The sequence below is a fragment of the Amycolatopsis sp. NPDC104775 genome, from assembly GCF_055583325.1.
The window spans coordinates 710,473-733,697 of the sequence record NZ_JBVJOE010000003.1 but is presented as its reverse complement, the minus strand read 5'-3'; the positions used below and the strand labels follow the sequence as shown (position 1 = coordinate 733,697).

Below are 23,225 nucleotides of genomic sequence, written 5' to 3'. Positions count from 1 at the left end.
GGCCCGTGACCACCTGGACTATCGCCGGAAGCCTCACTGTCGTTCCCGCTCCGACCCGTACTGACCTGCTCGCCGAACCCGTCGCCAAGGCGCTTGCCGCGATGCCCGCGCCGGACGAGCTTGGCGTCACTGAGATCGATCCCGAACTCGCCGACACCGCCGCGTTCTGCGAGGCGTACGGGTCGCCGTTGAGCGCGTCCGCGAACTGTGTCGTCGTCGCCGGCAAGCGGGCGGGGGAGGTTCGGTTCGCCGCGGCGCTCGTGCTCGCGACTACTCGTGCCGACGTCAACGGTGTCATCAAGCGCCGCCTCGACGTGCGCAAGGCGTCCTTCGCGCCGATGGACGAGGCCGTTTCCCTCACCGGCATGGAGTACGGCGGCATTACGCCCGTCGGGTTGCCCGCGGACTGGCCGATCCTCGTCGACCAAGCCGTCGCGGATGCGCCGGAGCTGGTGATCGGCAGCGGGATTCGCGGCAGCAAGCTGCTGATCTCCGGCGCGGCGCTCGCGGGGCTGCCGAACGCCGAGGTCATCGATGGGCTCGCGCGCTGATCTGTCCACAGTGGACGATGCAACGGCGGGCGAATCGCGGAGGGCTGGGCCGGGCATGAATGCGGTCCCGGTCGAGCCCGCCGGGGTGGCTGAGTGGCGAGAGGCGGGACGGGGCGACGACGCGGTCCCGGTCGAGCCCGCCGGAGTGGCTGAATCGCTGGAGGCTGGGCCGGACGGCGGCGCAGTCCCGGTCGAGCCCGCCGGAGTGGCTGAATCGCTGGAGGCTGAGCCGGGCGGTGGCGCGGTGCCGGTCGAGCCCGCGGGAGTGGCCGAGTCGCAGGAGACGGGGCCGGGCGGGGACGCGGTGCCGGTCGAGTCCGCCAGGGTGGCTGAGTGGCGAGAGGCGGGACGGGGCGGCGACGCGGTCCCGGTCGAGTCCGCCGGAGTGGCTGAACCGCAGGAGGCGGAGACGGTGCTCGACGGTCCGCAAGGAGCTGAGCACGGCCGGGCCTCTGCCGAAGCGATTGAAGCGCAGCGCGCGGACGCGGGTTCCGAGTTGAGCGGGGGCTCAGCGCCGACCGGGAACAGCCGGGCAGTAGCCCAAGCAGCCCAACCCCTCATCACCGCGCTAGACAACGACTCAGCACGCATCGACCTCGCCCCAGCCGTCCTCGAAGCACTCCAGCAGCACCGCGACGAGATGCTGGCCGCGCTCGGCAGCGACAGGCCGGTCTACGGCGTCAACACCGGGATGGGCCGTCTCGCTGGAACCCGGCTCACCGACGCGCAGCAGGCCGATCACCAGCGCAATCTTCTGGTCGGCCGGGCGGTCGGAGGTAAGCCGTGGCTGTCTCCGGAGTTGACCCGCGCGTTGCTGCGCATGCGGCTGCGCGGGTTCCTCCGCGGCGACGCGGCCGTCAGTCCCGAGCTGGTCTCTTTCCTCGCCGACCGGCTCAACGACGGGTTTCTCCCGGCCGTCCCGCGGGACAGTCTTGGCAGCGCGGGCGAGATCATCCCGCTCGCGCACGCGTTCCAGACGTTCGTCGGGCTCGGCACGGTCATCGAGGACGGTGCCGAAGTCCCGGCGGCGGAAGCGCTCAGCCGGCGCGGGGTGAAGCCGTTCGTGCTCGGGCCGAAGGAAGGGGCGAGTCTGATCCAAGGTTCGCCGCTGGCTGAGGCGTACGCGTGGGTGTGCGGCAAAAAAGCGCGACGGCTGATCGATTGGCAGACGGTTTGCGCGGCGATCACCGTGGATGTTCTTGGTGCGCCCCAGGCGATTTACCGTGGTACGCGGATCGAGGGGCTCATCGACGGGGCGACCACGCGAGCGGGAGTCGTGCAGGCGCCGATCTCGGTGCGGGTTGGGCCGAAGGTGCTTGAGTACGTCAGCAGAACCCTTGGCGAGCTGCGGGGAACCTTGCAGGAGTCTTGGGAAACTCCGGCGGATTCACCAGGTTTCGTGAACGGTGAGTTTATGCCGACGACCGGGTACCACGCCGCGGCGCTCGGGTTGCGGATGGACGCGGTCAAGGCAGCGCTCGTCCATGCGGCGGAGGTTTCGGTACAGCGCCTTCATCGCCTCCTCGACCCGCAGTTCAGCGGGTTGCCGTCGCAGCTCGCGGTGGATCCGGGGCCGCAGGCCGGGCTCACGCCGTTGCACAAACGCGCGGCTGGCGAGTTGCACGCGATGCGTCGGCTGGCCGCACCGGCGACGCTGGGCTCGCTCGACACTTCCGCTGGTCAGGAGGATGTGCAAGCGTTTGCCAGCAAGGCCGGGGCCGAACTTGAGACCGTCATCGCCCGGTTCTTCGCCATCACCGCGTGCGAGTTGATCGCCGGACGGCAGGCGCGGTACCTCAGCGAAACCCAGGGGGCGCCGAGGTTGGCCGACACTTACGCCTGGCTCGCGGCAAGGGTCGAGCCGGTGGTGGTCGACCGGTCGCTGGGGCCGGAGATCGACAAGCTGGCCGAGGTCTGTCTCACGAGTCCCGTCGGGCTTGCTGGAGGGCGAGACCGCGAGGCGTAGCCAGTTTGGTCAGCAGCGCGAACAAGCCCTCGCACACCAACGCGAGGATCACGACGGCCACGCCACCGCCGAAGATCTCGCCGTGCCCCTGCTCGCCGAGGGCGAAGCCGTCCACGATGTACCGGCCGAGGCCGCCGCCGTCGTTGACGATCGCGCCGATGGCGACCGTCGCGACCAGTTGCAGGAACGCCACTCGCGCGGCGGCCACGATCACCGGCGACGCCAGCGGCAGTTCCACGCGCAGCATGATCTGCCATTCGCGATACCCGGTGCCGCGCGCCGCGTCCACGACGTCTTGCTCCACCTGCACGACCCCGGCGTAGGTGTTGGTGAACAGCGGCGGCAGCGCCAGCGCGACGAGCGCGAGCAGCAGTGGCCAGAAGTCGGTGTTCGCGCCCCATCGGCTGGCCAGGAACCAGAACAGGATGATCAGCCCGAAGCTCGGGATCGCGCGGCCGATGTTCACCGCGCTGCTGGCCAGGAACTGGCCGCGCCGGTAGTGCCCGAGCCACAGCGCGAACGGGACCGTCAGGACGATCGAGATCACCAGCGCCAGTGCGGAAAACCAGAGATGCTGCACGGTACGGAACGGAATCCCGGCCGGATCGGTCCAGCTCCACCGGTTCGGATCGGCCAGCCATTGGCTCAGCTGCGCGAAAAAGCTCATCGGACGGTCCTCCGCGCCCACGGGGCCAGCGCGCGTTCGCTCAGCCACAGCAGCAGATCGACAAGCACGGCGAGCGCGATCGACAGCACGATGCCGACGATGATCGGGCTCGGGTTCGGGATCGGCGACTGGATGCCGGCGCGGATGAAGTAGCCGAGCCCGCCCTTGCCGAGCAGCGACGTGACGGTGACCAGGCCGATCGTCGTCACCGCGGCGACCCGCAGCCCGGCGATCACCACCGGCAGCGCGAGCGGCAGTTCCACCTGCCACAACAGTCGGCGCGGCGTGAAGCCCAGCCCGACCGCGGCTTCGCGCACCTCGGTCGGCACCTGCTGCACGCCGGTCACGATGTTGCGGATCAGGATCAGCAGCGTGTACGTGGCCAGCGGGATCACCGCGGTGGCGAAGGAGAACCCGAGCAGCGGAACCAGCAGCGCGAACGCGCCCAGGCTCGGGATCACGTAGAGCGCGCCCGCGGTGCCGACCACGAACGGATAGAACCAGCGGTAGCGCAGGCACAGCGTGGCCAGCGCGAGCGAGAGCACGAGGCCGACACCGAGCGCGGTCGCGGTGAGGGCGATGTGCTCGCCGAGCCGCTGCAGAATCGCGTCAGCGTTGCGTTCGACCCACCGCCATTCGAAGAGGGGACGGCTGCTGTCGGCCAGCAGCGGGGTCACGGACGCGTGCACCGCCTGACCTTACCCCGATCGAGCGACAATATTCCGACCCTTGGGATTCCGTGGCGAGGATTCCTAACCAGTGGTTTCTGTCGGGGGTCGCGGTTAGGGTCCATTCCCACTAACGAGTGAACTGAGGAGTGTGGGGACACGTGCGCTGGACCCGGAACATCCGAGTGGCCGCGCTGCTGGCGACGGCCGCGCTCGGCTTGACCGCGTGCGGTGGGGGAAGCGACCAGCCGGCCGCGCCGAGCAAGGGCGGCGCTCCGATCGTCGTCGCCTCGTTCAACTTCACCGACAGCCAGATTTTGGCCGAGATCTACGCGAGCGCGCTGGAGGCCAAGGGCTATCCGGTCACCCGGAAGCTGAATCTCGGCTCGCGGGAGCTGGTCTACCCGTCGCTCAAGTCCGGCGAGCTGCAGTTCTTGCCGGAGTACCAGGGCGCGGCGATCACGACCGGCTTCGGCAAGGAAGCCACCAAGGACGCCAAGGCCGAGCACGAGCAGCTGGAGAAGCTCTTCGCGCCGGAGGGCGTCGGGCTGCTGAACTACGCGGCCGCCGAGGACAAGAACACCTACATCGTGAAGGCCGACCTCGCGAAGTCGAAGGGCATCGCGTCGATCAGCGACTTGAAGAAGCTCGACAAGGTCGTCATGGCCGGTCCGCCCGAATGCGAGAAGCGGCTGCCGTGCTTCAAGGGCTTCAAGGACGTCTACAAGCTGGCCAACGCCACCTTCCAGACCGTGCAGGAGGCCGGGCCTCGCGTGCAGCAGCTCAACTCCGGCGCGGTCACGGTGATCCCGGTCGACTCGGTCAGCCCGCTGGTCGGCGACTCGCAGTACGTCGCGCTCAAGGACGACCTCACCATCGTGCCCACCGAGAACGTGGTGCCCGCGGTGAACAAGAAGGTGCTCGACGAGCGCGGCACGGACTTCGCGAACGTCGTCAACGCGGTCAGCGCGAAGCTCACCACTGACGGCATGCGCGAGCTGAACAAGCGGGTCGACGCGGACGGCGAGCCCGCGGCCGACGTCGCCAAGGACTGGCTGAAGCAGCAGGGCCTGTCCTGACGCTCCCGGGAGTGGCGGCGCCTACCGCCACTCCCGGGGTTTCCGCGCGTATGCGAAGGTGGCTGCGGCGGAAACCGACAAGAGCAGGGGAAATGACATGGGCAAGGTCACGGCCACCGCGGAACGCACGATCGACGCGCCGGTGGAACGCGTGCGTGAGCTGGTCGCGGACTACGCCGAGACCCGGCCGAAGCTGCTCACCGAGCACTACCGCGACTACGAGGTCAGCGAAGGCGGCGTCGGGGCCGGCACGAAGGCCAGCTGGAAGCTGCAGGCCACCTCGAAGCGCGTGCGCGACGTCGCGGCCACGGTGACCGAGCCGTCGCCGGGCACCTTCGTCGAGACCGACGCGAACTCCAGCATGGTCACCACCTGGACCGTCACTCCTTCCGGCGAGCGTTCGCTGGTCCGCATCGAGACCAGCTGGGACGGCGCGGGCGGCGTCGGCGGCTTCTTCGAGAAGACCTTCGCCCCGGCCGGGCTCAAGAAGATCTACGACGGCGTGCTCGGCAAGCTCGCGGAGATCGTGTAGCGCTTGCCACAACACCGGGGACAATCGGAATGCGCGCCCCGGTTGCTCCGTTGGCCGGAGAGGCGGGGCGCGCGCCCCGCTTCAATCCAGCTTGAACGAAACGGAGTTCGACGGTGAACGCACCCACAGCGACTGAGATCCGGCTCGCGGCCCGTCCGCACGGCATGCCGACCATGGACAACTTCGACATCGTCGAGACCGAGGTGCCGAAGCCGGGTCCGGGCCAGATCCTGGTGCGCAACCTGGTGATGAGCGTCGACCCGGCGATGCGCGGCCGGATGAACGACGTGAAGTCCTACTCGCCGCCGTTCGTAGTGGGCGAGGCCATGCAGGGCGGTGCGGTCGGCGAGGTCATCGAGTCCACTGTGGACGATTTCGCGGTCGGCGACCACGTGCTGCACCAGGCGGGCTGGCGCACGCACGCGGTGCTCGACGCCAAGCGAGCGGTCAAAGTGGACGATTCCGTCGCGCCGCTTTCGACCTACCTCGGCGTACTCGGCATGCCGGGTCTCACCGCGTACGCCGGGCTGCTGGTGAGCGCGGAATTCAAGCCCGGCGACACGGTTTTCGTCTCGGGCGCGGCCGGTGCGGTCGGCTCGCTCGTCGGACAGCTGGCGCGGCTCAAGGGTGCCAAGCGCGTCATCGGCAGCGCGGGTTCGGCGGAGAAGGTCCGCCACCTCACCGAGGACCTCGGCTTCGACGCCGCCTTCAACTACAAGGACGGACCGGTCGCCGAGCAACTCGCCGCGGCCGCGCCCGAGGGCATCGACGTCTACTTCGACAACGTCGGCGGCGAGCACCTGGAAGCCGCGATCGCGTCGATGAACCTGCACGGCCGGATCGCCATCTGCGGCATGATCTCGCAGTACAACGCCACCGAGCCGACTCCGGCCCCGCGCAACCTGGTGCAGCTCATCGCGAAGCGGATCACCATGCGCGGCCTGCTCGTGCTGGACCACTGGCACCTGATGCAGGAGTTCGTGGCCGAGGTCGCGCCGCTCGTCGCTTCCGGCGAGATCAAGTACTCGGAGACCTTTGTGGACGGTATCCGCAACGCGCCGGACGCTTTCCTCGGTCTGCTCAGCGGTGCCAACACCGGAAAGATGCTGGTGCGCATCAGTTCCTGACGATCGCCTCGGCCAGCTCGGGCATCGTCGCCGCGGTGTAGGTCGCGGCGGGAAGGCCGGGCAGCGGATGGACTCCGGGACGCGCGAGCAGTGCGGTCCGGAGTCCCGCGGCTTGCGCGCCGGCGATGTCCCAGCCGTGCGCGGCGATCATCACCGCCTGGCCGGGTTCGACGCCGAACGCCCGCAGCACTTGGAGGTACGGCTCCGGCGCGGGCTTGAGCCTGCTGACCTGCTGCGCGGAGAAGATCCGGTCGAATTTCGTTGCCAGGCCAGCGTTTTGCAGCTGTGCTTCGGCGGTCGCGAGCGGTGAATTCGTGAGGGCGACGACCTGGTGCCCGGCCTGGCGCAACCGGTCCAGGCCGGGTACGACGTCCGCGTGCGCGGGCAGGGAACGCAGGCCGTCGCCGACCTTCACCAGCTCGATGTCGGTCAGTTCATGGCCGTGCTGTGCGCACACCGCGACCGCGGCTTCCCCGGCGATCTGCGCGAAATCGCGGTACTGCCCGGTCGCGGTCACCGTGAGCACGGTGTGGATCGCGAGCGTGAACCATTCCTGCCGGGCTCGCGGATCCCCGGTGAATTTGGTGAACAGCGGGTCGAGCACGGTCAGGTCGAGCAGCGTCTCGTTGACGTCGAACACGCACAGCATCGCGCCTCCTGCCGGTGAACCGCTTGCGTACCAGGGTCCTCCGTGGGCTGCGGGCTAGGCAAGCGCGGTGATCAGTTCGGTGAGAACTCCCTGCCAATGGCGGCGCTGCTGCTCCCGTTCGGCGGCATTGGCCAGCCGCTCCTGGTGAATGCGCAGCATCGCCTTGTCCGGGCCGCTGGCACGCACGGCCAGCTGCAACGTCGTCTCGTGCGACCAGCCGGCCGGCTGCCAGGTGAGCCGGATCCGGTCCAGTTCGCGGAAAGAGCGGGTCTCGCCGCGGATTCCGTCGGCGGTCTCGTATCCGACGCCTGGTTCCGAATAGACAGTCACGCCCTCGCCGAGCCAGATCGCGACGCCTTCCGCGGAAGTGATGAAGTCCCAGACGTCCTCGGCGGAACGGCCGATCGTCTTCGACACCCCGATCTGCCAGCCCGCGTCCTTGGTCTGCCCGACGCTCATCGAGTCACCGCCGCGATCGCGCTGACCTCGACGAGCGCGCCCGGTACGGCGAGCCCGGCCACCCGCTGCGCGGTCACCGGGGGCGTCGCGCCCGCCAGCGCCGCGGCGGCGGCCGGATAAGCCTGGGCGAGGTCGACGTCCGCGACCAGCAAGATGTTCAGCATCACCACATCCTGAACGGTCGCGCCCGCGGCGGCCAGTGCCGTTTTCAGGTTGGCCATCACCCGCTCGACCTGCGCGACGACGTCGGTTCCGCCGACGAGCTTGCCATCGGCGTCGACCGCGTTCTGGCCGCCGACGTAGATCGTCGCCGCACCCGGCGGAACTACCGCGACGTGGGTGAAAGCGGGGGACTGGACGAGCCCTTCGGGGCGGAGCAGCTGAGTCATGAGATGAGTATGACCAGATACCCGGTCGGATACTGTCCTAGTTTTGCGCGAGAATCAGGACCATGACCACGACGAGCCGTCGCCTGGAGACGCTGGCGTTGCTGCAGGCGCGTCCGGGCATTTCCGCCACCGACCTCGCGGCCCGGCTCGGCGTCACCGAGCGCACCACCCGGCGCGACATCGCTCAGCTGCGCGAACTCGGCTACCGCATCGACGGAGAGCCGGGCCGGGTCGGCGGCTACCGGCTCGCGCACGGCACCGCGATGCCGCCGTTGCTGCTGGACGCCGACGAGGTTGCCGCGGTCTCGCTCGGCCTGCAGACGGCGGTGGCGGTCGACGGGCTCGAAACCGCGACGGTGACCGCGCTGGCCAAGCTGACTCAGGTCGTGCCGACGCGCTGGCAAACCCGGCTCGCCGCGCTAACGGACGTGGAATCGTTGCCAGGTAAGCCTTTTCGGCATGCAGCACACGACATCCTGGTGCCGCTCGCGCTGGCTTGCCGGGCTCACGAAGCCGTCCGGATCCGGCATCGAGCACTGGACGCTCCGTCGGCGAAACCCGTTGATGTGCAGCCGTATCGGCTCGTCACGGTCCGGCGGCAGTGGTACGTCGTCGCCTGTCCGCGCGGGGCGACGGAATGGAAAGTCTTTGCCGTGGACCGAATCGAGGCGGTCCAGCAACTCGGGACCCGGCTGTCCGCGCCGGAACCACCGTCCACTGTGGTCGATCTCGTCACCGACGCGGGCTGGCGGTATCGCGTCCGGGTCCAGGTGCACACTTCCGCCGACCTGGTCCGGGAACTCGTCGACCCGAGTGTGGCCACCGTGGTCGAGGACGGCGACGAGTGCGAACTGCGGTTCGGCACCGACGATCTCGACTGGGCCGCGCGCTGGCTGGCCTACCTGGACGTGGATTTCGACGTGCTGGAGCCGCCAGCGCTCACCGATCGATTGCACGCCTTCGGTTCCTGGCTGGCCGCTCGCTACGTCACCACTCCGCCGGACTGATCGCCGGGCTTCCCGCGCGGTAAGCCTCGATCACGATCCGGGCGGCCCGCCGGGACTTGGCGACGACCTGCTCGGTCGGGTAGCCGAGCCATTGGTAGACGCCGTTGAGGTAGAAGTCGCCGTAGCCGTACGCCTGGGTGTGGAGCTGCTCCATCAGTTCCAGCGCGGTGACCGGGTCCGGCGCGACCGCGAGACAGCGCAGCAGTGACGCGTCGATCAATTCGCGGCGGGCGTCGTGCAGTTCGACGTATTGCGCGCCGGCCAGCTCGGCGGTGAAGAACACGTGCAGGCCGATCCGGGTCTCGATCAGGAACTTGGTGTGCGCGGCGGAGACCGCGGCCAACGCGGCGCCTTCGTCCGTCTCGGCGGCGGCTGCTTCCTCGGCGAGTTCGCGCAGCTGGCGTGCCGCGGTGGCGGCGACTACGGCCAGCAGCGCCGCGCGGTCCGGGAAATGCCGGTACGGCGCGGCGGCGGAGACCTTCGCCCGCCGGGCGGCTTCGGCGACCGAGAACCCGGCGACCCCGTTTTCCGCGATCAGGTCGAACGCGACGCGCACGAGCTCGGCGCGCAGATTCCGGTGGTGGTACTGCGCCGCCATGTCGTAGGTCACACCCGATCGTGATCGCGCCGTGGAATAAGCCGCCGCCTACGGTAGTCGATGTAAGAGGGTTCTTACATCGACTTTGTCCCAGACCGGACGGGACATCCAGGAGGGCTTCATGACCACGACCACCCCCGCCATCGCCGCCGCGACGCCGGGCGGACCGCTCGCCCCGACGACGATCGAGCGTCGTGACCTGCGGCCGGACGACGTACTCATCGACATCGCCTACGCCGGCATCTGCCACAGCGACCTGCACCAGGTGCACCAGGACTGGGGCACCGCGATCTTCCCGATGGTGCCGGGCCACGAGATCGCCGGCGTGGTCGCCGCGGTCGGCTCGGACGTGACGAAGTACCAGGTCGGCGACCGGGTCGGGGTCGGCTGCATGGTCGATTCCTGCGGCGAATGCGAGTACTGCAAGGACGGCTTCGAGCAGTTCTGCGTCAAGGGCAACATCCAGACCTACAACGGCGTCGGTTTCGACGGCGAGAACACCTACGGCGGATACAGCCGCCAGATCGTCGTGAAGGACGCGTTCGTCTGCCGCATTCCGGAAGGCATCGAACTGGACGTCGCCGCGCCGCTGCTGTGCGCGGGCATCACCACGTACTCGCCGCTGCGCCGCTGGGGCGCGGGACCGGGCAAGAAGGTCGCCGTCGTCGGGCTCGGCGGGCTCGGGCACATGGCGGTCAAGCTGGCCGTCGCGATGGGCGCGGAGGTCACCGTGCTCAGCCAGAGCCTCAAGAAGCAGGAAGACGGACTTCGCCTTGGCGCGAAGGACTACTACGCGACCAGCGACGAGTCGACCTTCGAGACGCTCGCCGGCCGGTTCGACATCATCCTCAACACCGTCTCGGCGAAGCTGCCGGTCGACGCTTACCTCAGCCTGCTGCGGGTCGGCGGCGCGATGGTGAACGTCGGCGCGCCGGGGGAACCGTTGGAGTACAACGTCTTCTCCCTGCTCGGCGGCAACCGCGTGCTGGCCGGTTCGATGATCGGCGGCATCGCGGAAACGCAGGAGATGCTGGACTTCTGCGCCGAGCACGGCGTCGGCGCGGAGATCGAGACGATCAGCGCGGACCAGGTGAACGAGGCCTACGCGCGGGTCGAGAACAGCGACGTGCGGTACCGCTTCGTGATCGACACTTCGACGATCAACGCGTGAGGTCTCGTGGGTGTTGCTGCCGGTTCGCACCGGCAGCAACCACTCACATCACCATGGTTCGGTTGCCGTGCACCAGAACGCGGCCTTCCAGGTGCCAGCGCAGGCCGCGGGCGAGCGTCACCTTCTCGATGTCACGCCCCTTGCGCACTAGGTCCTGCACCGAATCGCCGTGGTCGACCCGGATCACGTCCTGCTCGATGATCGGCCCAGCGTCCAGGTCCGCGGTCACGTAGTGGCAGGTCGCGCCGACGAGCTTCACGCCGCGGGTGTGCGCCTGGTGATACGGCTTCGCGCCGATGAACGACGGCAGGAAGCTGTGGTGGATGTTCAGCGCGCGCCCGGCCCACGCCTCGCACAGTTCCGCGGGCAGCACCTGCATGAACCGCGCCAGCACGATCGCGTGCGGGTCGTGCTCGTCGACCAGCTCGCGGACCTTGGCGAACGCGGCCGCTTTGCCCTCGGGGTCGCCCGCCGGGAACGGCACGTGGTGGAACGGGATCCCGTGCGCGCGGGTGATGTCCGCGAGCGAATCGTGGTTGCCGATCACCGCGGCGATGTCGACCTCCAGCTCACCGGAGGCGACCCGGCCGAGCAGGTCGTAGAGGCAGTGCCCGGCCTTAGACACCAGCACCACCGCACGCGGCCGCTCGCCGGTGTCGCGCACCTGCCAGCTCGACTCTGCCGACAGTTCGCTCGCCACCGCGCCGAACCGCTCGCGCAATCCCGCTGCGTCGAAGGGCAGCGAGTCGGCGCGCACGACCTGGCGAGTAAAGAACCAGCCCGAGTCGGGGTCGGTGTGATACGCCGCCTCGACGATCATTCCGCCGTGGTCGGCGAGGAAGCCCGAAATGCGGGCGATGATGCCGGTGCGGTCGGGGCAGCCGAAGGTGAGCACGTAACGCTGGGGTTCTGACACGCGCCCATTCTCACCGGCCGCTGGTCAGGGCGCTGCGAGGGGCTCCAGAAGGGTGGCGTCGCCGACTTTCCGGGCTTGGTTCGGGCGGCCCCACAACGCGCGGTAGACGTCGTCGGCCGGGCCGGTGAGGGAGAGGTCCGGGACGCCTTCGCCCAGCGTCGGCGGCTGATCGGGGCGCAGGAGAACCGTCCAGGCCCGGGTGTCGGTGCTGACTTGGACGATCCCGGAGCGGCCGCTCGGCTGGGCGCGGCGCGGGGTCAGGAAGGCGAGGAACTCGTCGATGCCGTCCTCGGCGAATTCCGTGCGGTACCGGGTGACCGGCGGCGCGGGCAGCGCGCTTTCCGCGTCGAGCCGATGGATGGCGAACTCGTGCGCGAGCCGCCGCGTCCAGTCGCCGACGGTGACCGGGCCGCCGTGCGGGAACGGCGAGCGCAACGGGGTTTCCGCCGGGAGGCGCAGCGCTTCGCGGACGGCCAGGCGTTCGCCGTCCCAGCGGCCGAGCGTGTCCTCCCAGGTGTTCGCCGGTCTCAGCTCGACTTTCTGGTCAGTGATCGCAGCGACCGTGTACGAGAGCACCGTCGTCAGGTGTGTCACCAGGTCCTGCACTGTCCACTCCGGACAGTTCCGGACCGGTGCCGCCGGACCCGCGGCGAGCGTCGCGGCCTTGATCCGGTCGGCGTGGATGTCGATCGCTTCCAGCAGGCGTGGCGCGTCCATGCAGTGACCGTAGCCTGCGCACCCGCACTCGTCGGCCGAACTCGATGAGCGCGACCAGCAGCAACCCGAGCAGGAACGACAGCAGCAGGCCGTACACCGGGCGATCGGCGAACGCGGCACCTCCGGCGAGCCCGATCAACGCGCTGTACACCGACCACAACGCCGCGCCGATGGCGTCGAGCGGCACGAAGCGGCGCAGCGGATAGCCGAGGCTGCCGTTGGCGAGCGCGCTCGCGACGCGTCCGCCAGGCAGGTAGCGGGCGGCGATGATCAGCAGCGGTGCCTGCCGGCGGACCTGGTCGCGAGCCCATTCGTAGCGGTGCCGTCCGGACGGTCCGCGCTCCAGCCAGGCGACGGCCCGGGGTCCGGCGGCACGGCCGACGGCGTAGCCGAGACAGTCGCCCGCCCACGCACCGGCGGCGGAGACGACGACCAGCAGCGCGAGCCTGCCCAGGTCCGGCCCGATCAGGACCGCGACGGTGACCACGGTCGTTTCGCTCGGCATGAACGGGAGCAGCGCGTCCAGTCCGGCGATCGCGAACACGAGCACCCACAGCCAGGGCGAGCCGAGCGTGCCCCGGATCAGCTCGGTGACGTGTTCCAGCAGTTCCACCCGCTCATCGTCAGCACTCAAGGTCACCACGGGATGACCCAGCGGGGTGCGGGCGGTGAACAGGTGGGTTCAGCGTGGCGCGACGCTCTCCCAGGCCACGGTCAGCTCGCCCAGCCGTCGGCGGTCCGGATTGCCGAAAACCGGCCAGCCGCGGTCGGCGAGCATGGCGACGGTGGTAGTCCAGCGGGCGCGCACACCGAAGGAACGGTGCGGCGCGGCTGCCGCCCAGCATTCGTCCAAAGTGGACATGAGGGCGTGCACGCGTTCGCCGGGAACGTTGCGGTGGATGAGGATCTTCGGCAGCCGTTCGGCCACTGTGGACGGACGGTCGAGGTCGGCGAGGCGCAACGACAGGGTCAGCGTGCGCGGGCCGCCCGCCCCGACCAGGACCCACGTGACCAGCCTGCCGATCTCGTCGCAGGTGCCCTCGACCAGCAGGCCGTCCGGCGGCATCGCGTCGAGCATCAGCTGCCACGCGCCGGGGACCTCGTCCTCGGCGTACTGCCGGAGCACGTTGAACGCGCGCACCAGGACCGGCCGCGTCCCGGCCAGCTCGAAGCCGCCGCGGCGGAAGTCGAGCCGGGGCGGATCGGCGGCGGGCTGGGCGGCGGCGACGCGTTCTGGGTCGAGTTCGAGCCCGAGCACCCGGACGTCCGGCCGTACGCGCGCCAGCCAGCGGGCCAGCTCGACCGTCGTGACCGGCGACGCTCCGTAGCCGAGATCGACGACAAGGGGACTTTCGCCCCGCCGCAGCAGCCGGGTGACGGCCGGATCGCTCGCGAGCCAGCGGTCGACCCGGCGCAACCGGTTGGGATTGGTGGTGCCCCTGGTCGGGGCTCCCACCGGAGTCAGGCGCGCTCGGCCAGCCACTGCGCGGTGAACTCGTCCTCGCTCCGCAGCAGGTTGACCACCTGCTCGGAGACGAACTCTTCGATCCGGCCGCCGAAGAGGGGAATCCGCACGACTACCTCGCCGGTCAGGCGGAGGAGGACTTTGCCGTCCTTGTCGGTGAGGTAGGTCGAGGCGCCGATTTCGCCTGGTACGCCGCCGACGCCGACGTCGGAGCGGCCGGTGTATTCGGTGCCGGAGCGGGTCCAGGTCTGGGTGCGGTTGACGATGATGTCGCCCTTGTGGAGGGCGCGGACGGCTTGGGGGAGTTTGGCGGCTTTGATGCTGTGTTGGAGTTCGTAGCGGACGGAGTCCGGGGAGGCGGTGTAGGTGAGGAGTTTGGCGTCGTCGCCGCCTAAGGCGGTTAGGCGGGCGCGGAGTGCTTCCTCTCCGGCCACTGCGGCGAAGACGTCCGCCAGTGAGCCGGTGAACTCGCCTCGGTGGTCGATCCGGGATCCCATGAAACGGACAGTACCGGGTGGGTGGGGTGGGGGGTCGGCTCGTCGCCCTGGGGGGGCGACATTGCGCCGGGGGTGGTTGCGTGGGGCACCCCGAAGGTTGATTGTGCTGACGGTTCGGGGGTGCTTGTCAAGGCGGGAAAGATGCCTTGACAAGCACCCCCGAACCGCAGGGAGGCTTCGTATCGGGGTGCGGGGGAGGGCTGGGCGCCTGGGGATGTTGGGTGTGTCTGCGGCGGTTGGGTGGGGCTAGTGCTCCGATGAGCGCGCTTCGCGTGCAAGAGGTTTTCTCGGTAGTCGTCGCGCGTGGTTGCGCGGTGGGGGCGGGGAGCGTCGTCGGGGCTTGTTGCGGGTGGCGTGGTTGAGATGTCCGTGAGGGCCGCCTTGGGGGAATCAGAGGCTGTGAAGGTTCCCTCGCGGAAATAGGCGGGCGTTAGGCCAGTGCGGCGTCCAGGGTGATGGTGGTGCCGGAGAGGGCCTTTGAAACTGGGCAGGTTTTTTCTGCGGTTTCGGCCAGTTCGGCGAATTGGTCTTCGGTCACGCCGTCCAGTTTCGCGCGCAAGGTGATGGCGATGCCGCTGATTTCGAAGCCGCCGCCGTTGGCTGGGCCCAGGGTTACTTCGGCGGAGACGTCGATGTATTCGGCTTCCAGGCGGTGGGATTCCAGTACGCCGGACAAGTTCATCGCCAGGCAGCTCGAGTGGGCGGCGGCGATGAGTTCTTCGGGGCTGGTCCGGCCGTCCGGATCGCCGGCGCGGGTGGGGAAGGACACCTCGTAGGTGCCCAGGTTCGACGAGTCGAACGTGACCGCGCCCTTGCCTTTCTGCAGTCCGCCGGTCCAGTGGGTGGTCGCGTCGCGGCTGGGCATCGGGGTGTCTCCTTCATGAGAGCGGGAACACTGTCTGCCCATGAAGGTAGTGCGCAATTACATTGCGTGCAAGGTAAATCGCGAAAAGGAGTGGCGCGGTGCGGCAGACTGCGAGCTGTGACCGATGCTCCTGAACGTCCTGACCCGCCGATGGCGGGGGACGAGCGCACCCAGCTCACCGGCTTTCTCGACTTCCTTCGGGCCAGTGTCGTGTGGAAATGCTCCGGGCTCACCGACGAGCAGGCCCGCCGCACGCACGTGCCCAGCGAATTGACCACGATCGCCGGGCTGTTGTGTCATCTCACGCTCGTCGAGAATTACTGGTTCCGCGTCGTGCTCGACGGGCAGCCGGACGAGTGGGCGGATCGGCTCGAGATCGATCGCGACGCTGAGTTCCGGGTCGCGTTGGAGCTGCCGATGACGCGGTTGATCGCCGACTACGAGGCCGAGGCCGAGAAGTGCCGGGAGGTCGTGGCGGCTCGGGGGTTCGACGACACGGTGCTGTTCAAGGGGGACAAACCGCTCACGGTGCGGTGGGTCGTCGCGCACATGATCGAGGAAACCGCGCGTCATCTCGGGCATCTGGATCTGCTGCGCGAGCTGACCGACGGGCTCACCGGGGAGTGAGCCTCGGTCGCGCGCGGCCTCGAAGTGCCGCGCGCGACCGTGGCGTGGGTTAACGGGCGAGCGGGCTCATCGGGGCGTGAGTTTTTTGGGCGGCAGCGGGAAGAAACCGCTGGTGCGGGCGATGTAGTCGGCGTAGCCGGGGCGGGTCTGCCGCATGCCTTTCTCCAGCATCGGTTTGCCGGTGCCGCGGGCGAGGGTGAACGTCATGGCGATCGGGGACAGGATCGTCGCGGCGCCGGGCCACGTCGAGCAGGCCAGCAGGTACAGGCCCCACCAGACGCAGGCGTCGCCGAAGTAGTTCGGGTGGCGGGTGTAGCGCCACAGGCCGGTGTCGAGGACTTCGCCTTGGCTGGCCGGATCCGCGCGGAAGCGGCGGAGTTGTTCGTCGCCGACGGTTTCGAAGGCGAAGCCGACCAGCCAGACCGCCACGCCCAGCCAGGCGGTGATCCCGAAACCCGTACCGGACATGGCGAATTGCACCGGCAGCGAGACGAACCACAGAACCACCGCCTGCATCAGATAGGTTCGCACGAAGATCCGGACGCCGGGGTTCGCGCCGGCGCGTTCGACGATCTGCTGGTAGCGCGGGTCCTCCGGCTTGCTTCGGTTGCGCAGGTGCAGGTGGACGGCCAGGCGCACGCCCCAGATGACGGTGAGTGCGGCGGTCGTCAGGCGCAGGGCTGGCGGGGCGGTGCCGAAGGGGAACGAGACCACCGCGACGAGGGCGAAACCCAGGCCCCAGAAGGTGTCGATGGTGTCGTAGCGGCCACGCAGGCGGGCGATGCCGAAGGTCAGGGTCACCGCGGCGAGGGTGACTCCGGCGGTGAGGGCGAGCAGCGCGATCATGCCCACTCCCTCGTCCACGGCATTTCGGAGCGGCCCCGGGAATCGGGACGCACGGCGAGGATCTGGTCTACGCCCATCCGGTTTTCTTCGAAGGCGAGCGCGCCGCCCACCAGGTAAAGCCGCCAGACTCGGGCGCCTGCCTCGCCGATCAGGGCGACGGCTTCGTCCCAGTGCTGTTCCAGGGTGTCTGCCCAGGCGCGCACGGTCGGGACGTAGTGCTCGCGCAGCGCGTGCACGTCGCGGATTTCGAAGCCCGCGGTTTCGAGGTGGCCGAGGGTGCGGCTCAGCGGGCGCATGGTCATGTCGGGGGCTATGTAGCGCTCGATGAACGCGCCGCCGCCCGGCGCGACCGCCCCGCGCGACATTTGCTGCAGCAGCAGGCGTCCAGTGGGCCTGAGCATGCGGTACAGCGTGGCGGTGTAGGCCGGGTAGTTGACTTCGCCGACGTGCTCGCCCATTTCGATCGAGGCTACGGCGTCGAAGGAAACTCCGACGAGCTCTCGGTAGTCCTGCTGGCGGACCTCGACGCGGTCGTCCAGATCGTGCTGCGCCAGCCGGGTCTTGACGTGCTGCACCTGCTCGGCGGAGATCGTGACGCCGACGGCCTCGACGCCGTAGTGCTTCGCCGCGTGCACGAGCAGGGAACCCCAGCCGCAGCCGACGTCGAGCAGGCGCATGCCCGGGCGCAGGCCGAGCTTCCGGCAGATCAGGTCCAGTTTGTCGTGCTGGGCGCGGGCGAGATCGGCGGAGTCGGACCAGTAGCCCGAGGAATACGCCATCGAGTCGTCCATCAGCAGCTGGTAGAAGGCGTTCGACAGGTCGTAGTGGTGCGAGATCGCCGACCGGTCCCGGCCGAGGGTGTGCAGCTTCCCGCGGAGCCGGGCTTCCTCGGCGGGCGGTTTCGGCGGCAGGCCGAAGACGCCGAGCCGGGCGGCCAGGCGGACTGCCTCGCCGAAGTCTCGCGCGGACAGCTGCGGCCGGTACGCCCACGCCCGGCGGAAGGCCTCGGTGAGATCGCCCTCGACGTCCAGGTCGCCGGACACGTACGCCCGCGCCAAGCCCAGCTCGCCAGGCGAATACAGGAGCCAGCGCAGCGCGCGGCGGTTGTTCAGGACTACGGTCGGCCCGGCCGGCCCGGCCCGGCGTCCGTCCCAGGTGCGGACGGCCACCGGAAGCGGGCCGCCGAGGATGCGTTCGGCGAAGCCGGCGATGCGGTCAGCTGCGGATTTCGGCATACGAGGACTTCGGAGCCGAGATTCGCGCGGATTGGCGCCAATCCGGCCGGGCCGCCGCGCCGAATGCCCTCCGTGCACCACACCACGGGACAACGCATCGCTGTCATCGGCAGCGGGGTCGCCGGCCTCACCGCCGCGTACCTGCTGCAGCGCCGCTACGAGGTTCTGCTGTTCGAGGCCGACGACCGGCTCGGCGGCCACGCCCACACCCACGACGTGCCGAGCGCGCACGGCGGGACGGTCGCCGTCGATTCCGGGTTCCTCGTCCACAACGAGCGCACCTACCCGACGCTGTTGCGCCTGTTCGGCGAACTCGGCGTCCGCACCCGCGACACCGAGATGTCGATGAGCATCCGCTGCGACGGCTGCGGCCTGCAGTACGCCGGGGCGAAAGGCGCGCGCGGGCTGTTCGCGCAGCGGAGGAACGCCGCCTCCACGCGCTACCTGCTCATGCTCGCCGAGGTGAAGCGGTTCCACCGGCACGCCGCACGGCTCCTGGATCGCGCCGACGCCGGCGACGTCCCGCTCGGCGCGTTCCTGGCGATCGGCGGGTATTCGCGGTATTTCGTCGATCATTTCGTGCTGCCGCTCGTGTCCACCGTGTGGTCGGCCGACCGGACGGACACCATGCAGTATCCGGCGCGGTATCTCTTCGAGTTCCTGCGCAATCACGGAATGCTCACCGTGCGGAATTCGCCGACCTGGCGGACGGTCGTCGGCGGTTCGCGCGAGTACGTCGAACGCGCGGCCAAACAACTGACCGCCGTGCATCTGTCCACTCCGGTTCGCGCGGTGCAGCGGACCGCGCGCGGCGTGGAGGTGCGCGACGACGCCGACACCGCGCATCGGGTCGACCGGGTCGTGGTCGCGACGCATGCGGACCAAGCGTTGCGTTTGCTGACGAATCCCACTGCGGCGGAACAGGAACTGCTCGGTGCCTTCCGCTACTCGCGCAACGAAGCCTGGCTGCACACCGATCCCGCCGTGCTGCCGACGGCGCCCGCTGCCCGGGCTTCCTGGAATTACCGGACGCCCGGCTGCGGCGCGGAGATGCGCGCCGTCCAAGTCACTTACGACCTGAATCGCCTGATGGGGCTCAACGAAGCGACGACATATGCCGTCACGCTCAATCCCGGCGCCGACCTCGATTCGGATGTCGTGGTCGCGAAAATGTCGTACGAGCATCCGATCTACACGCCGGAATCCGTCGCCGCGCAGAGACGTCTCGCGGAATTGAACGACGGCGTCCTCGCCTACGCCGGTGCTTATCAAGGCTGGGGATTCCACGAAGACGGCTGCTCCTCCGGCGTCCGCGCCGCAGCCAGTTTCGGGGTGGCCTGGTGACCGCTCTCTACGACGCCACCGTCGCGCACGTCCGCCGCGCCGATCCGCCTTATTCGTTCGCGCACCGGATGTATCTGTGGCGGACCGACCTCGACGATCTGCCCAGGCTGCCGTGGTGGCTCCGGCCGTTCGCCCGCTTCGACGGCCGCGACCATTTCAGCCGCGACGAACCCGGCGACATCCGGTCCAAACTGGACGCTTGGCTCGCGCACCGCGGAGTGGACTTGCGCGGCGGGCCGGTGACGATGCTCGCGTCGGCGCGCGTTCTCGGGTACGTCTTCAACCCGATCACGGTCTACTGGTGCCACACGCCGGACGGCGCGCTCGCCTGCGTGGTCGCCGAGGTGCACAACACCTACGGCGGCCGCCACGCCTATCTGCTCCAGCCGGGCGAAAACCTGCGGGCGGAGAAGGAGTTCTACGTGTCGCCGTTCCAGGAGATGGCGGGGGAGTACCGGATGCACCTGCCGCGCCCGGACGCGCTGCTGGCGTTGACCGTCGTCCTGCATCAGGACGGCGACGCCGCGCTGACCGCTACGCTGCGAGGAGTCCGCCGTCCGGTCGGGATCCGCACGCTCGCGCGCTTCCTGCTGGGCCGGCCGCTGCAACCGCAGCGTGTCGCCGCGCTGATCCGCCGCCACGGGCTCGCGCTGTGGCGGCGCAAGGCCCCGCTTGTCGCCCGGACCGGACAGAACACGGCAGGAGCCCTCCATGGATGAGAGCGCACGGGACGAGAACACCCGCCCGGCCGACCGGCTTTCGGCGGTGCCGCAGACGAGCGCCGAAGACCTGATGGCGCTGGTCGCCAAGGGAGACGAACGCGCCTTCGAACGGCTCTACGATCAGCTGGCCGGTCCCGTTTACGGGCTCGTCCGCCGCATCGTGCGGGACCCCGCGCAGTCCGAGGAAGTCGCGCAGGAGGTGCTCGTGGAGCTGTGGAAGACCGCGACGCGCTACTCGCCGGCCAAGGGCAGCGTCCTGAACTGGGCGATGACGCTCGCGCACCGCCGGGCGGTCGACCGGGTCCGGTCCGCGCGGGCGAGCACCGAACGCGAACGGAAAGCGACCTTCGAGGCCGCGCGCGGGCGGCCGTTCGACGAGGTCGCCGAATCCGTCGCGACCCGGCTGGAACGCTCGCAGGTGCGCCGCTGCCTGAAAACGCTGACCGAACTGCAGCGGGAATCCGTACTCCTGGCCTACTACCAGGGCTACACCTATCGCGAGGTCGCCGACGTGCTGGACACGCCGCAGGGGACGGTCAAGACCAGACTGCGCGACGGGCTGATCCGGTTGCGCGACTGCTTGGGGGTGACGGCGTGAGCAGTCCCGAGATGCACACGTTGGCCGGCGCGTACGCGCTCGACGCGCTGTCGGAGGTCGAGCGGGCCCAGTTCCGCCGCCATCTCGAACAGTGCGACTCCTGCGCGCAGGAAGTGCGGGAACTGAGCGAGACCGCGGCCCGGCTCGGCGCGGCGATGGACGAACAGCCGCCGTCCGGGCTCAAGGACCGGGTGCTGGCGGAAATGCGCACCACACGCCAGCTTCCGCCGCGAACCGGTGCCACGGAACCGCGCGTGCGCGGCCCGCGGCGCTGGCCGATGCTGATCGCCGCCGCGGCCGCGGTCGTCGGACTCGCCTTGGCGGGCGTGTTCGGCGGGATCGCGCTGCACACCAGCAGCCAGCTCACCAGCGCACAGTCCGAATTGGACGCCGCGCGCGAGCGGTACCAGCCGGTGGCCGAATTGCTCGCCGCGCCGGACAGCCAGACGTCGCACGTCGCGTCGCCGCGCGGAGGCGGCGGGACGGTCGTGGTTTCGCGGAAGCTGGACCGCGTGATGTTCATGCAGTCGGGGCTGCCGCCGGTTCCGTCCGGGCAGGTCTACGAGGCCTGGCTGATGGGCCCGGATCTCGCGCCGCGCCCGGCTGGGCTGCTGCCGGGCGGACCGTCGGGTTCGCTGGTGGTGGCGGACGGCCTGGCCGGCGCGCAGCAATTCGCGGTGAGCGTGGAGCAGGCGGGCGGGTCGCCGTCGGGGAAGCCGTCGAGCGACGTCGTGCTCGTCGCCTCGGTGCCCGCGTAGCCGGTTCCGCGGACCGCTGGGCCTGCGCGGGGAAGCCGCCGCGGCGGGTGCTCTCGCTCTCGCATAGCAGACCCGCCGCCAGGCCCGGCGGCGGGTTCCGCCCTTGCGCGCGGCTTCGCGTTGTGGCAAAACACCTTTGCCGCTCACGGCGTGGCTACTGGATTAGAGCTCGCGCGGCGCCTACCGTCCTGCCTTGACGCCGGTGGTTGACATAACTCTCACTCTCGGGTTGAGGTTGAGGGTTTCCGGCCCCGGCGGGCGGCATGTGCACATCACGATCAGGAAGGCGGACCCGATGACGCCCCCGCACAACTACCTTGCGGTGATCAAGGTCGTCGGCATCGGCGGCGGCGGCGTGAACGCCGTGAACCGGATGATCGAGGTCGGCCTCAAGGGTGTCGAGTTCATCGCGGTGAACACCGACGCGCAGGCACTGCTCATGTCCGACGCCGACGTCAAGCTCGACATCGGCCGGGAACTGACCCGCGGCCTCGGCGCCGGCGCCGCCCCCGAAGTGGGGCAGAAGGCGGCCGAGGACCACCGCGAGGAGATCGAAGAGGTCATCAAGGGCGCCGACATGGTGTTCGTGACCGCGGGCGAGGGCGGCGGCACCGGCACCGGCGGCGCGCCGGTCGTCGCGCAGATCGCCCGCAAGCTCGGCGCGCTCACGATCGGCGTGGTGACCCGGCCGTTCACCTTCGAGGGCAAACGCCGCGGCAAGCAGGCCGAAGAAGGCATCCAGCAGCTGCGCAACGAATGCGACACGCTGATCGTGATCCCGAACGACCGGCTGCTGCAGCTCGGCGACATCGGCGTGTCCCTGATGGACGCGTTCCGCTCCGCCGACGAGGTGCTGCTGTCCGGTGTCCAGGGCATCACCGACCTGATCACCACGCCCGGCCTGATCAACCTGGACTTCGCCGACGTCAAGAGCGTCATGTCCGGCGCGGGCTCCGCGCTGATGGGCATCGGCTCGGCGCGCGGCGAGGGACGGGCGATCCAGGCCGCGGAGAAGGCGATCAACTCGCCGCTGCTGGAAGCGTCGATGGACGGGGCGCACGGCGCGCTGCTGTCCATCGCGGGCGGCTCGGACCTCGGGCTGTTCGAGATCAACGAGGCGGCGTCGCTCGTGCAGGAATCGGCGCACCCGGACGCGAACATCATCTTCGGGACGATCATCGACGACTCCCTCGGCGACGAGGTCCGCGTCACGGTGATCGCGGCCGGGTTCGACGCCGGCGCGCCCACCCACAAGAAGCTCGACCCGCCCGCGTTCGGCGGAAAGCAGGGCAACGGCACCGCGTCCGCCTCGGCGGGCCAGGTCGGCGGCTCGGCTTCGCAGACCTCGCCGCCGAGCGGGGCCACCCCGGTGCCGCCCGCGAGCAGCTCCGGCTACCCGGTCGCCCCGCCGCGGACCCCGGCCTCGGGCCTGCCGCAGCCGGGCGCCGGCACCCCGCCGGGCGGCCTTCCGCAGCCGGGCGGCGGCTCGCGCGGGTATTCGCCGATCGGCTCGGGCTCGGCGACCGGCGGCCTGCCGAGCCGCCCGACGACGGTCCACGACGACCCGACCGACGACGACGTGGACGTGCCGCCCTTCATGCGGCGGTAAGCACGGTTTCGCGACAACGGCCGTCCCGGTTCTTCCGGGGCGGCCGTTGCCGTCTCGGGGGGGGGGGGGGGGGGGGGGGGGGGGGGGGGGGGGGGGGGAGAAGAAAGACGAGGGGGTGGGAAGGGGGGAGGGGGGGGGGAAGGGAAGGGGGGGAGAGAGAGGA

Annotated in this window: 26 protein-coding genes and 1 pseudogene; 13 read left to right on the top strand and 14 right to left on the bottom strand. The window is 69.7% G+C overall.

Going from position 1 to position 23,225, the window contains the following annotated elements:
- Positions 1-5: 5 nt before the first annotated feature.
- Together ACZ63D_RS17525 and ACZ63D_RS17520 are read left to right on the top strand one after the other, a co-directional pair.
- Positions 6-551, top strand: coding sequence for a YbaK/EbsC family protein (locus ACZ63D_RS17525; RefSeq protein WP_465355332.1), 546 nt, complete (start codon positions 6-8; stop codon positions 549-551).
- On the top strand, positions 535-2,517 hold the full coding sequence (locus tag ACZ63D_RS17520) for an aromatic amino acid lyase (RefSeq protein ID WP_465355331.1): 1,983 nt from the start codon (positions 535-537) through the stop codon (positions 2,515-2,517). The genes ACZ63D_RS17525 and ACZ63D_RS17520 overlap by 17 nt, the downstream gene beginning before the upstream one ends.
- On the opposite strand, the gene ACZ63D_RS17515 is transcribed toward ACZ63D_RS17520, so the two are convergent.
- Positions 2,471-3,184, bottom strand: coding sequence for an ABC transporter permease (locus ACZ63D_RS17515; RefSeq protein ID WP_465355330.1), 714 nt, complete (start codon positions 3,182-3,184; stop codon positions 2,471-2,473). The genes ACZ63D_RS17520 and ACZ63D_RS17515 overlap by 47 nt on opposite strands.
- Positions 3,181-3,873 (bottom strand): ABC transporter permease, encoded by a 693-nt coding sequence (locus ACZ63D_RS17510; protein ID WP_465355329.1) that lies wholly within the window; start codon positions 3,871-3,873, stop codon positions 3,181-3,183. The genes ACZ63D_RS17515 and ACZ63D_RS17510 overlap by 4 nt, the downstream gene beginning before the upstream one ends.
- 140 nt (positions 3,874-4,013) lie before the next feature.
- Between ACZ63D_RS17510 and ACZ63D_RS17505 the strand changes: the two genes are divergently transcribed.
- The 3 genes from ACZ63D_RS17505 to ACZ63D_RS17495 all read left to right on the top strand — a co-directional run bounded on the left by ACZ63D_RS17505 (position 4,014) and on the right by ACZ63D_RS17495 (position 6,590).
- On the top strand, positions 4,014-4,931 hold the full coding sequence (locus ACZ63D_RS17505; protein WP_465355328.1) for an ABC transporter substrate-binding protein: 918 nt from the start codon (positions 4,014-4,016) through the stop codon (positions 4,929-4,931).
- 97 nt (positions 4,932-5,028) lie between these two features.
- Positions 5,029-5,463 carry an SRPBCC family protein gene (locus ACZ63D_RS17500; protein ID WP_465355327.1) on the top strand — a complete coding sequence of 145 codons (435 nt, stop codon included), beginning with the start codon at positions 5,029-5,031 and terminating at the stop codon, positions 5,461-5,463.
- A gap of 113 nt (positions 5,464-5,576) precedes the next feature.
- On the top strand, positions 5,577-6,590 hold the full coding sequence (locus tag ACZ63D_RS17495) for an NADP-dependent oxidoreductase (protein ID WP_465355326.1): 1,014 nt from the start codon (positions 5,577-5,579) through the stop codon (positions 6,588-6,590).
- Here ACZ63D_RS17495 and ACZ63D_RS17490 read toward each other — a convergent pair.
- The 3 genes from ACZ63D_RS17490 to ACZ63D_RS17480 are packed head-to-tail and all read right to left on the bottom strand — an operon-like array spanning position 6,580 to position 8,087.
- Positions 6,580-7,239 carry a haloacid dehalogenase type II gene (locus ACZ63D_RS17490; RefSeq protein WP_465355325.1) on the bottom strand — a complete coding sequence of 220 codons (660 nt, stop codon included), beginning with the start codon at positions 7,237-7,239 and terminating at the stop codon, positions 6,580-6,582. The two genes, ACZ63D_RS17495 and ACZ63D_RS17490, sit on opposite strands and share 11 nt — an antisense overlap.
- Positions 7,240-7,293: 54 nt before the next feature.
- Complete coding sequence (locus ACZ63D_RS17485) at positions 7,294-7,698, bottom strand: SRPBCC domain-containing protein (protein WP_465355324.1); 405 nt, start codon at positions 7,696-7,698, stop codon at positions 7,294-7,296.
- On the bottom strand, positions 7,695-8,087 hold the full coding sequence (locus ACZ63D_RS17480; protein ID WP_465355323.1) for a RidA family protein: 393 nt from the start codon (positions 8,085-8,087) through the stop codon (positions 7,695-7,697). The genes ACZ63D_RS17485 and ACZ63D_RS17480 overlap by 4 nt, the downstream gene beginning before the upstream one ends.
- A gap of 62 nt (positions 8,088-8,149) precedes the next feature.
- Here ACZ63D_RS17480 and ACZ63D_RS17475 point away from each other — a divergent pair, with 62 nt between their 5' ends.
- Entirely contained in the window at positions 8,150-9,094 is a 945-nt protein-coding gene (locus ACZ63D_RS17475) for a helix-turn-helix transcriptional regulator (protein ID WP_465355322.1), read from the top strand.
- Here the strand turns inward: ACZ63D_RS17475 and ACZ63D_RS17470 are convergent.
- Entirely contained in the window at positions 9,075-9,692 is a 618-nt protein-coding gene (locus ACZ63D_RS17470) for a TetR/AcrR family transcriptional regulator (protein ID WP_465355573.1), read from the bottom strand. The genes ACZ63D_RS17475 and ACZ63D_RS17470 overlap by 20 nt on opposite strands.
- A 121-nt stretch (positions 9,693-9,813) precedes the next feature.
- On the opposite strand from ACZ63D_RS17470, the gene ACZ63D_RS17465 reads away from it, so the two are divergent.
- Positions 9,814-10,863: an NAD(P)-dependent alcohol dehydrogenase gene (locus tag ACZ63D_RS17465; RefSeq protein WP_465355321.1), complete on the top strand. Its 1,050-nt coding sequence runs from the start codon at positions 9,814-9,816 to the stop codon at positions 10,861-10,863.
- 43 nt (positions 10,864-10,906) lie between these two features.
- On the opposite strand, the gene purU is transcribed toward ACZ63D_RS17465, so the two are convergent.
- The 6 genes and pseudogenes from purU to ACZ63D_RS17435 all read right to left on the bottom strand — a co-directional run bounded on the left by purU (position 10,907) and on the right by ACZ63D_RS17435 (position 15,323).
- Positions 10,907-11,758 (bottom strand): formyltetrahydrofolate deformylase, encoded by an 852-nt coding sequence (gene purU / locus ACZ63D_RS17460; RefSeq protein ID WP_465355572.1) that lies wholly within the window; start codon positions 11,756-11,758, stop codon positions 10,907-10,909.
- 45 nt (positions 11,759-11,803) lie between these two features.
- Positions 11,804-12,415, bottom strand: a pseudogene (locus tag ACZ63D_RS17455) (maleylpyruvate isomerase family mycothiol-dependent enzyme); the annotation flags it as partial.
- Positions 12,324-13,109, bottom strand: a complete 786-nt coding sequence (locus ACZ63D_RS17450) for a DedA family protein (protein WP_465355571.1) — start codon at positions 13,107-13,109, stop codon at positions 12,324-12,326. The gene ACZ63D_RS17450 and the pseudogene ACZ63D_RS17455, both read right to left, overlap by 92 nt.
- Positions 13,110-13,178: 69 nt before the next feature.
- The gene (locus tag ACZ63D_RS17445; protein ID WP_465355320.1) at positions 13,179-13,979 is read right to left on the bottom strand and encodes a class I SAM-dependent methyltransferase; all 801 of its coding nucleotides are present in this window, start codon (positions 13,977-13,979) and stop codon (positions 13,179-13,181) included.
- The gene (locus tag ACZ63D_RS17440; RefSeq protein ID WP_465355319.1) at positions 13,958-14,458 is read right to left on the bottom strand and encodes a DUF2505 domain-containing protein; all 501 of its coding nucleotides are present in this window, start codon (positions 14,456-14,458) and stop codon (positions 13,958-13,960) included. Before ACZ63D_RS17440 ends, ACZ63D_RS17445 begins: the two co-directional genes overlap by 22 nt.
- Positions 14,459-14,888: 430 nt before the next feature.
- Complete coding sequence (locus tag ACZ63D_RS17435) at positions 14,889-15,323, bottom strand: OsmC family peroxiredoxin (protein WP_465355318.1); 435 nt, start codon at positions 15,321-15,323, stop codon at positions 14,889-14,891.
- A 117-nt stretch (positions 15,324-15,440) separates the two neighbouring features.
- Here ACZ63D_RS17435 and ACZ63D_RS17430 point away from each other — a divergent pair, with 117 nt between their 5' ends.
- Complete coding sequence (locus tag ACZ63D_RS17430) at positions 15,441-15,950, top strand: DinB family protein (protein ID WP_465355317.1); 510 nt, start codon at positions 15,441-15,443, stop codon at positions 15,948-15,950.
- Between the two features lie 66 nt (positions 15,951-16,016).
- Here ACZ63D_RS17430 and ACZ63D_RS17425 read toward each other — a convergent pair whose 3' ends face one another.
- Together ACZ63D_RS17425 and ACZ63D_RS17420 are read right to left on the bottom strand one after the other, a co-directional pair.
- Positions 16,017-16,796, bottom strand: a complete 780-nt coding sequence (locus tag ACZ63D_RS17425) for a DUF1295 domain-containing protein (protein WP_465355316.1) — start codon at positions 16,794-16,796, stop codon at positions 16,017-16,019.
- Positions 16,793-18,031 carry a class I SAM-dependent methyltransferase gene (locus ACZ63D_RS17420; protein ID WP_465355315.1) on the bottom strand — a complete coding sequence of 413 codons (1,239 nt, stop codon included), beginning with the start codon at positions 18,029-18,031 and terminating at the stop codon, positions 16,793-16,795. The genes ACZ63D_RS17425 and ACZ63D_RS17420 overlap by 4 nt, the downstream gene beginning before the upstream one ends.
- Positions 18,032-18,094: 63 nt before the next feature.
- Between ACZ63D_RS17420 and ACZ63D_RS17415 the strand changes: the two genes are divergently transcribed.
- From ACZ63D_RS17415 to ftsZ, 5 genes are all read left to right on the top strand, one after another.
- Complete coding sequence (locus tag ACZ63D_RS17415; protein ID WP_465355314.1) at positions 18,095-19,375, top strand: NAD(P)/FAD-dependent oxidoreductase; 1,281 nt, start codon at positions 18,095-18,097, stop codon at positions 19,373-19,375.
- Positions 19,369-20,094 (top strand): DUF1365 domain-containing protein, encoded by a 726-nt coding sequence (locus ACZ63D_RS17410; protein ID WP_465355570.1) that lies wholly within the window; start codon positions 19,369-19,371, stop codon positions 20,092-20,094. The genes ACZ63D_RS17415 and ACZ63D_RS17410 overlap by 7 nt, the downstream gene beginning before the upstream one ends.
- A complete protein-coding gene (gene sigK, locus ACZ63D_RS17405; RefSeq protein WP_465355313.1) occupies positions 20,087-20,695 on the top strand; it encodes an ECF RNA polymerase sigma factor SigK in 609 nt (202 codons plus the stop codon). Before ACZ63D_RS17410 ends, sigK begins: the two co-directional genes overlap by 8 nt.
- Positions 20,692-21,453 carry an anti-sigma factor gene (locus ACZ63D_RS17400; protein WP_465355312.1) on the top strand — a complete coding sequence of 254 codons (762 nt, stop codon included), beginning with the start codon at positions 20,692-20,694 and terminating at the stop codon, positions 21,451-21,453. The genes sigK and ACZ63D_RS17400 overlap by 4 nt, the downstream gene beginning before the upstream one ends.
- 295 nt (positions 21,454-21,748) lie before the next feature.
- Positions 21,749-23,062 carry a cell division protein FtsZ gene (gene ftsZ, locus ACZ63D_RS17395; RefSeq protein WP_465355311.1) on the top strand — a complete coding sequence of 438 codons (1,314 nt, stop codon included), beginning with the start codon at positions 21,749-21,751 and terminating at the stop codon, positions 23,060-23,062.
- Positions 23,063-23,225: the final 163 nt, after the last annotated feature.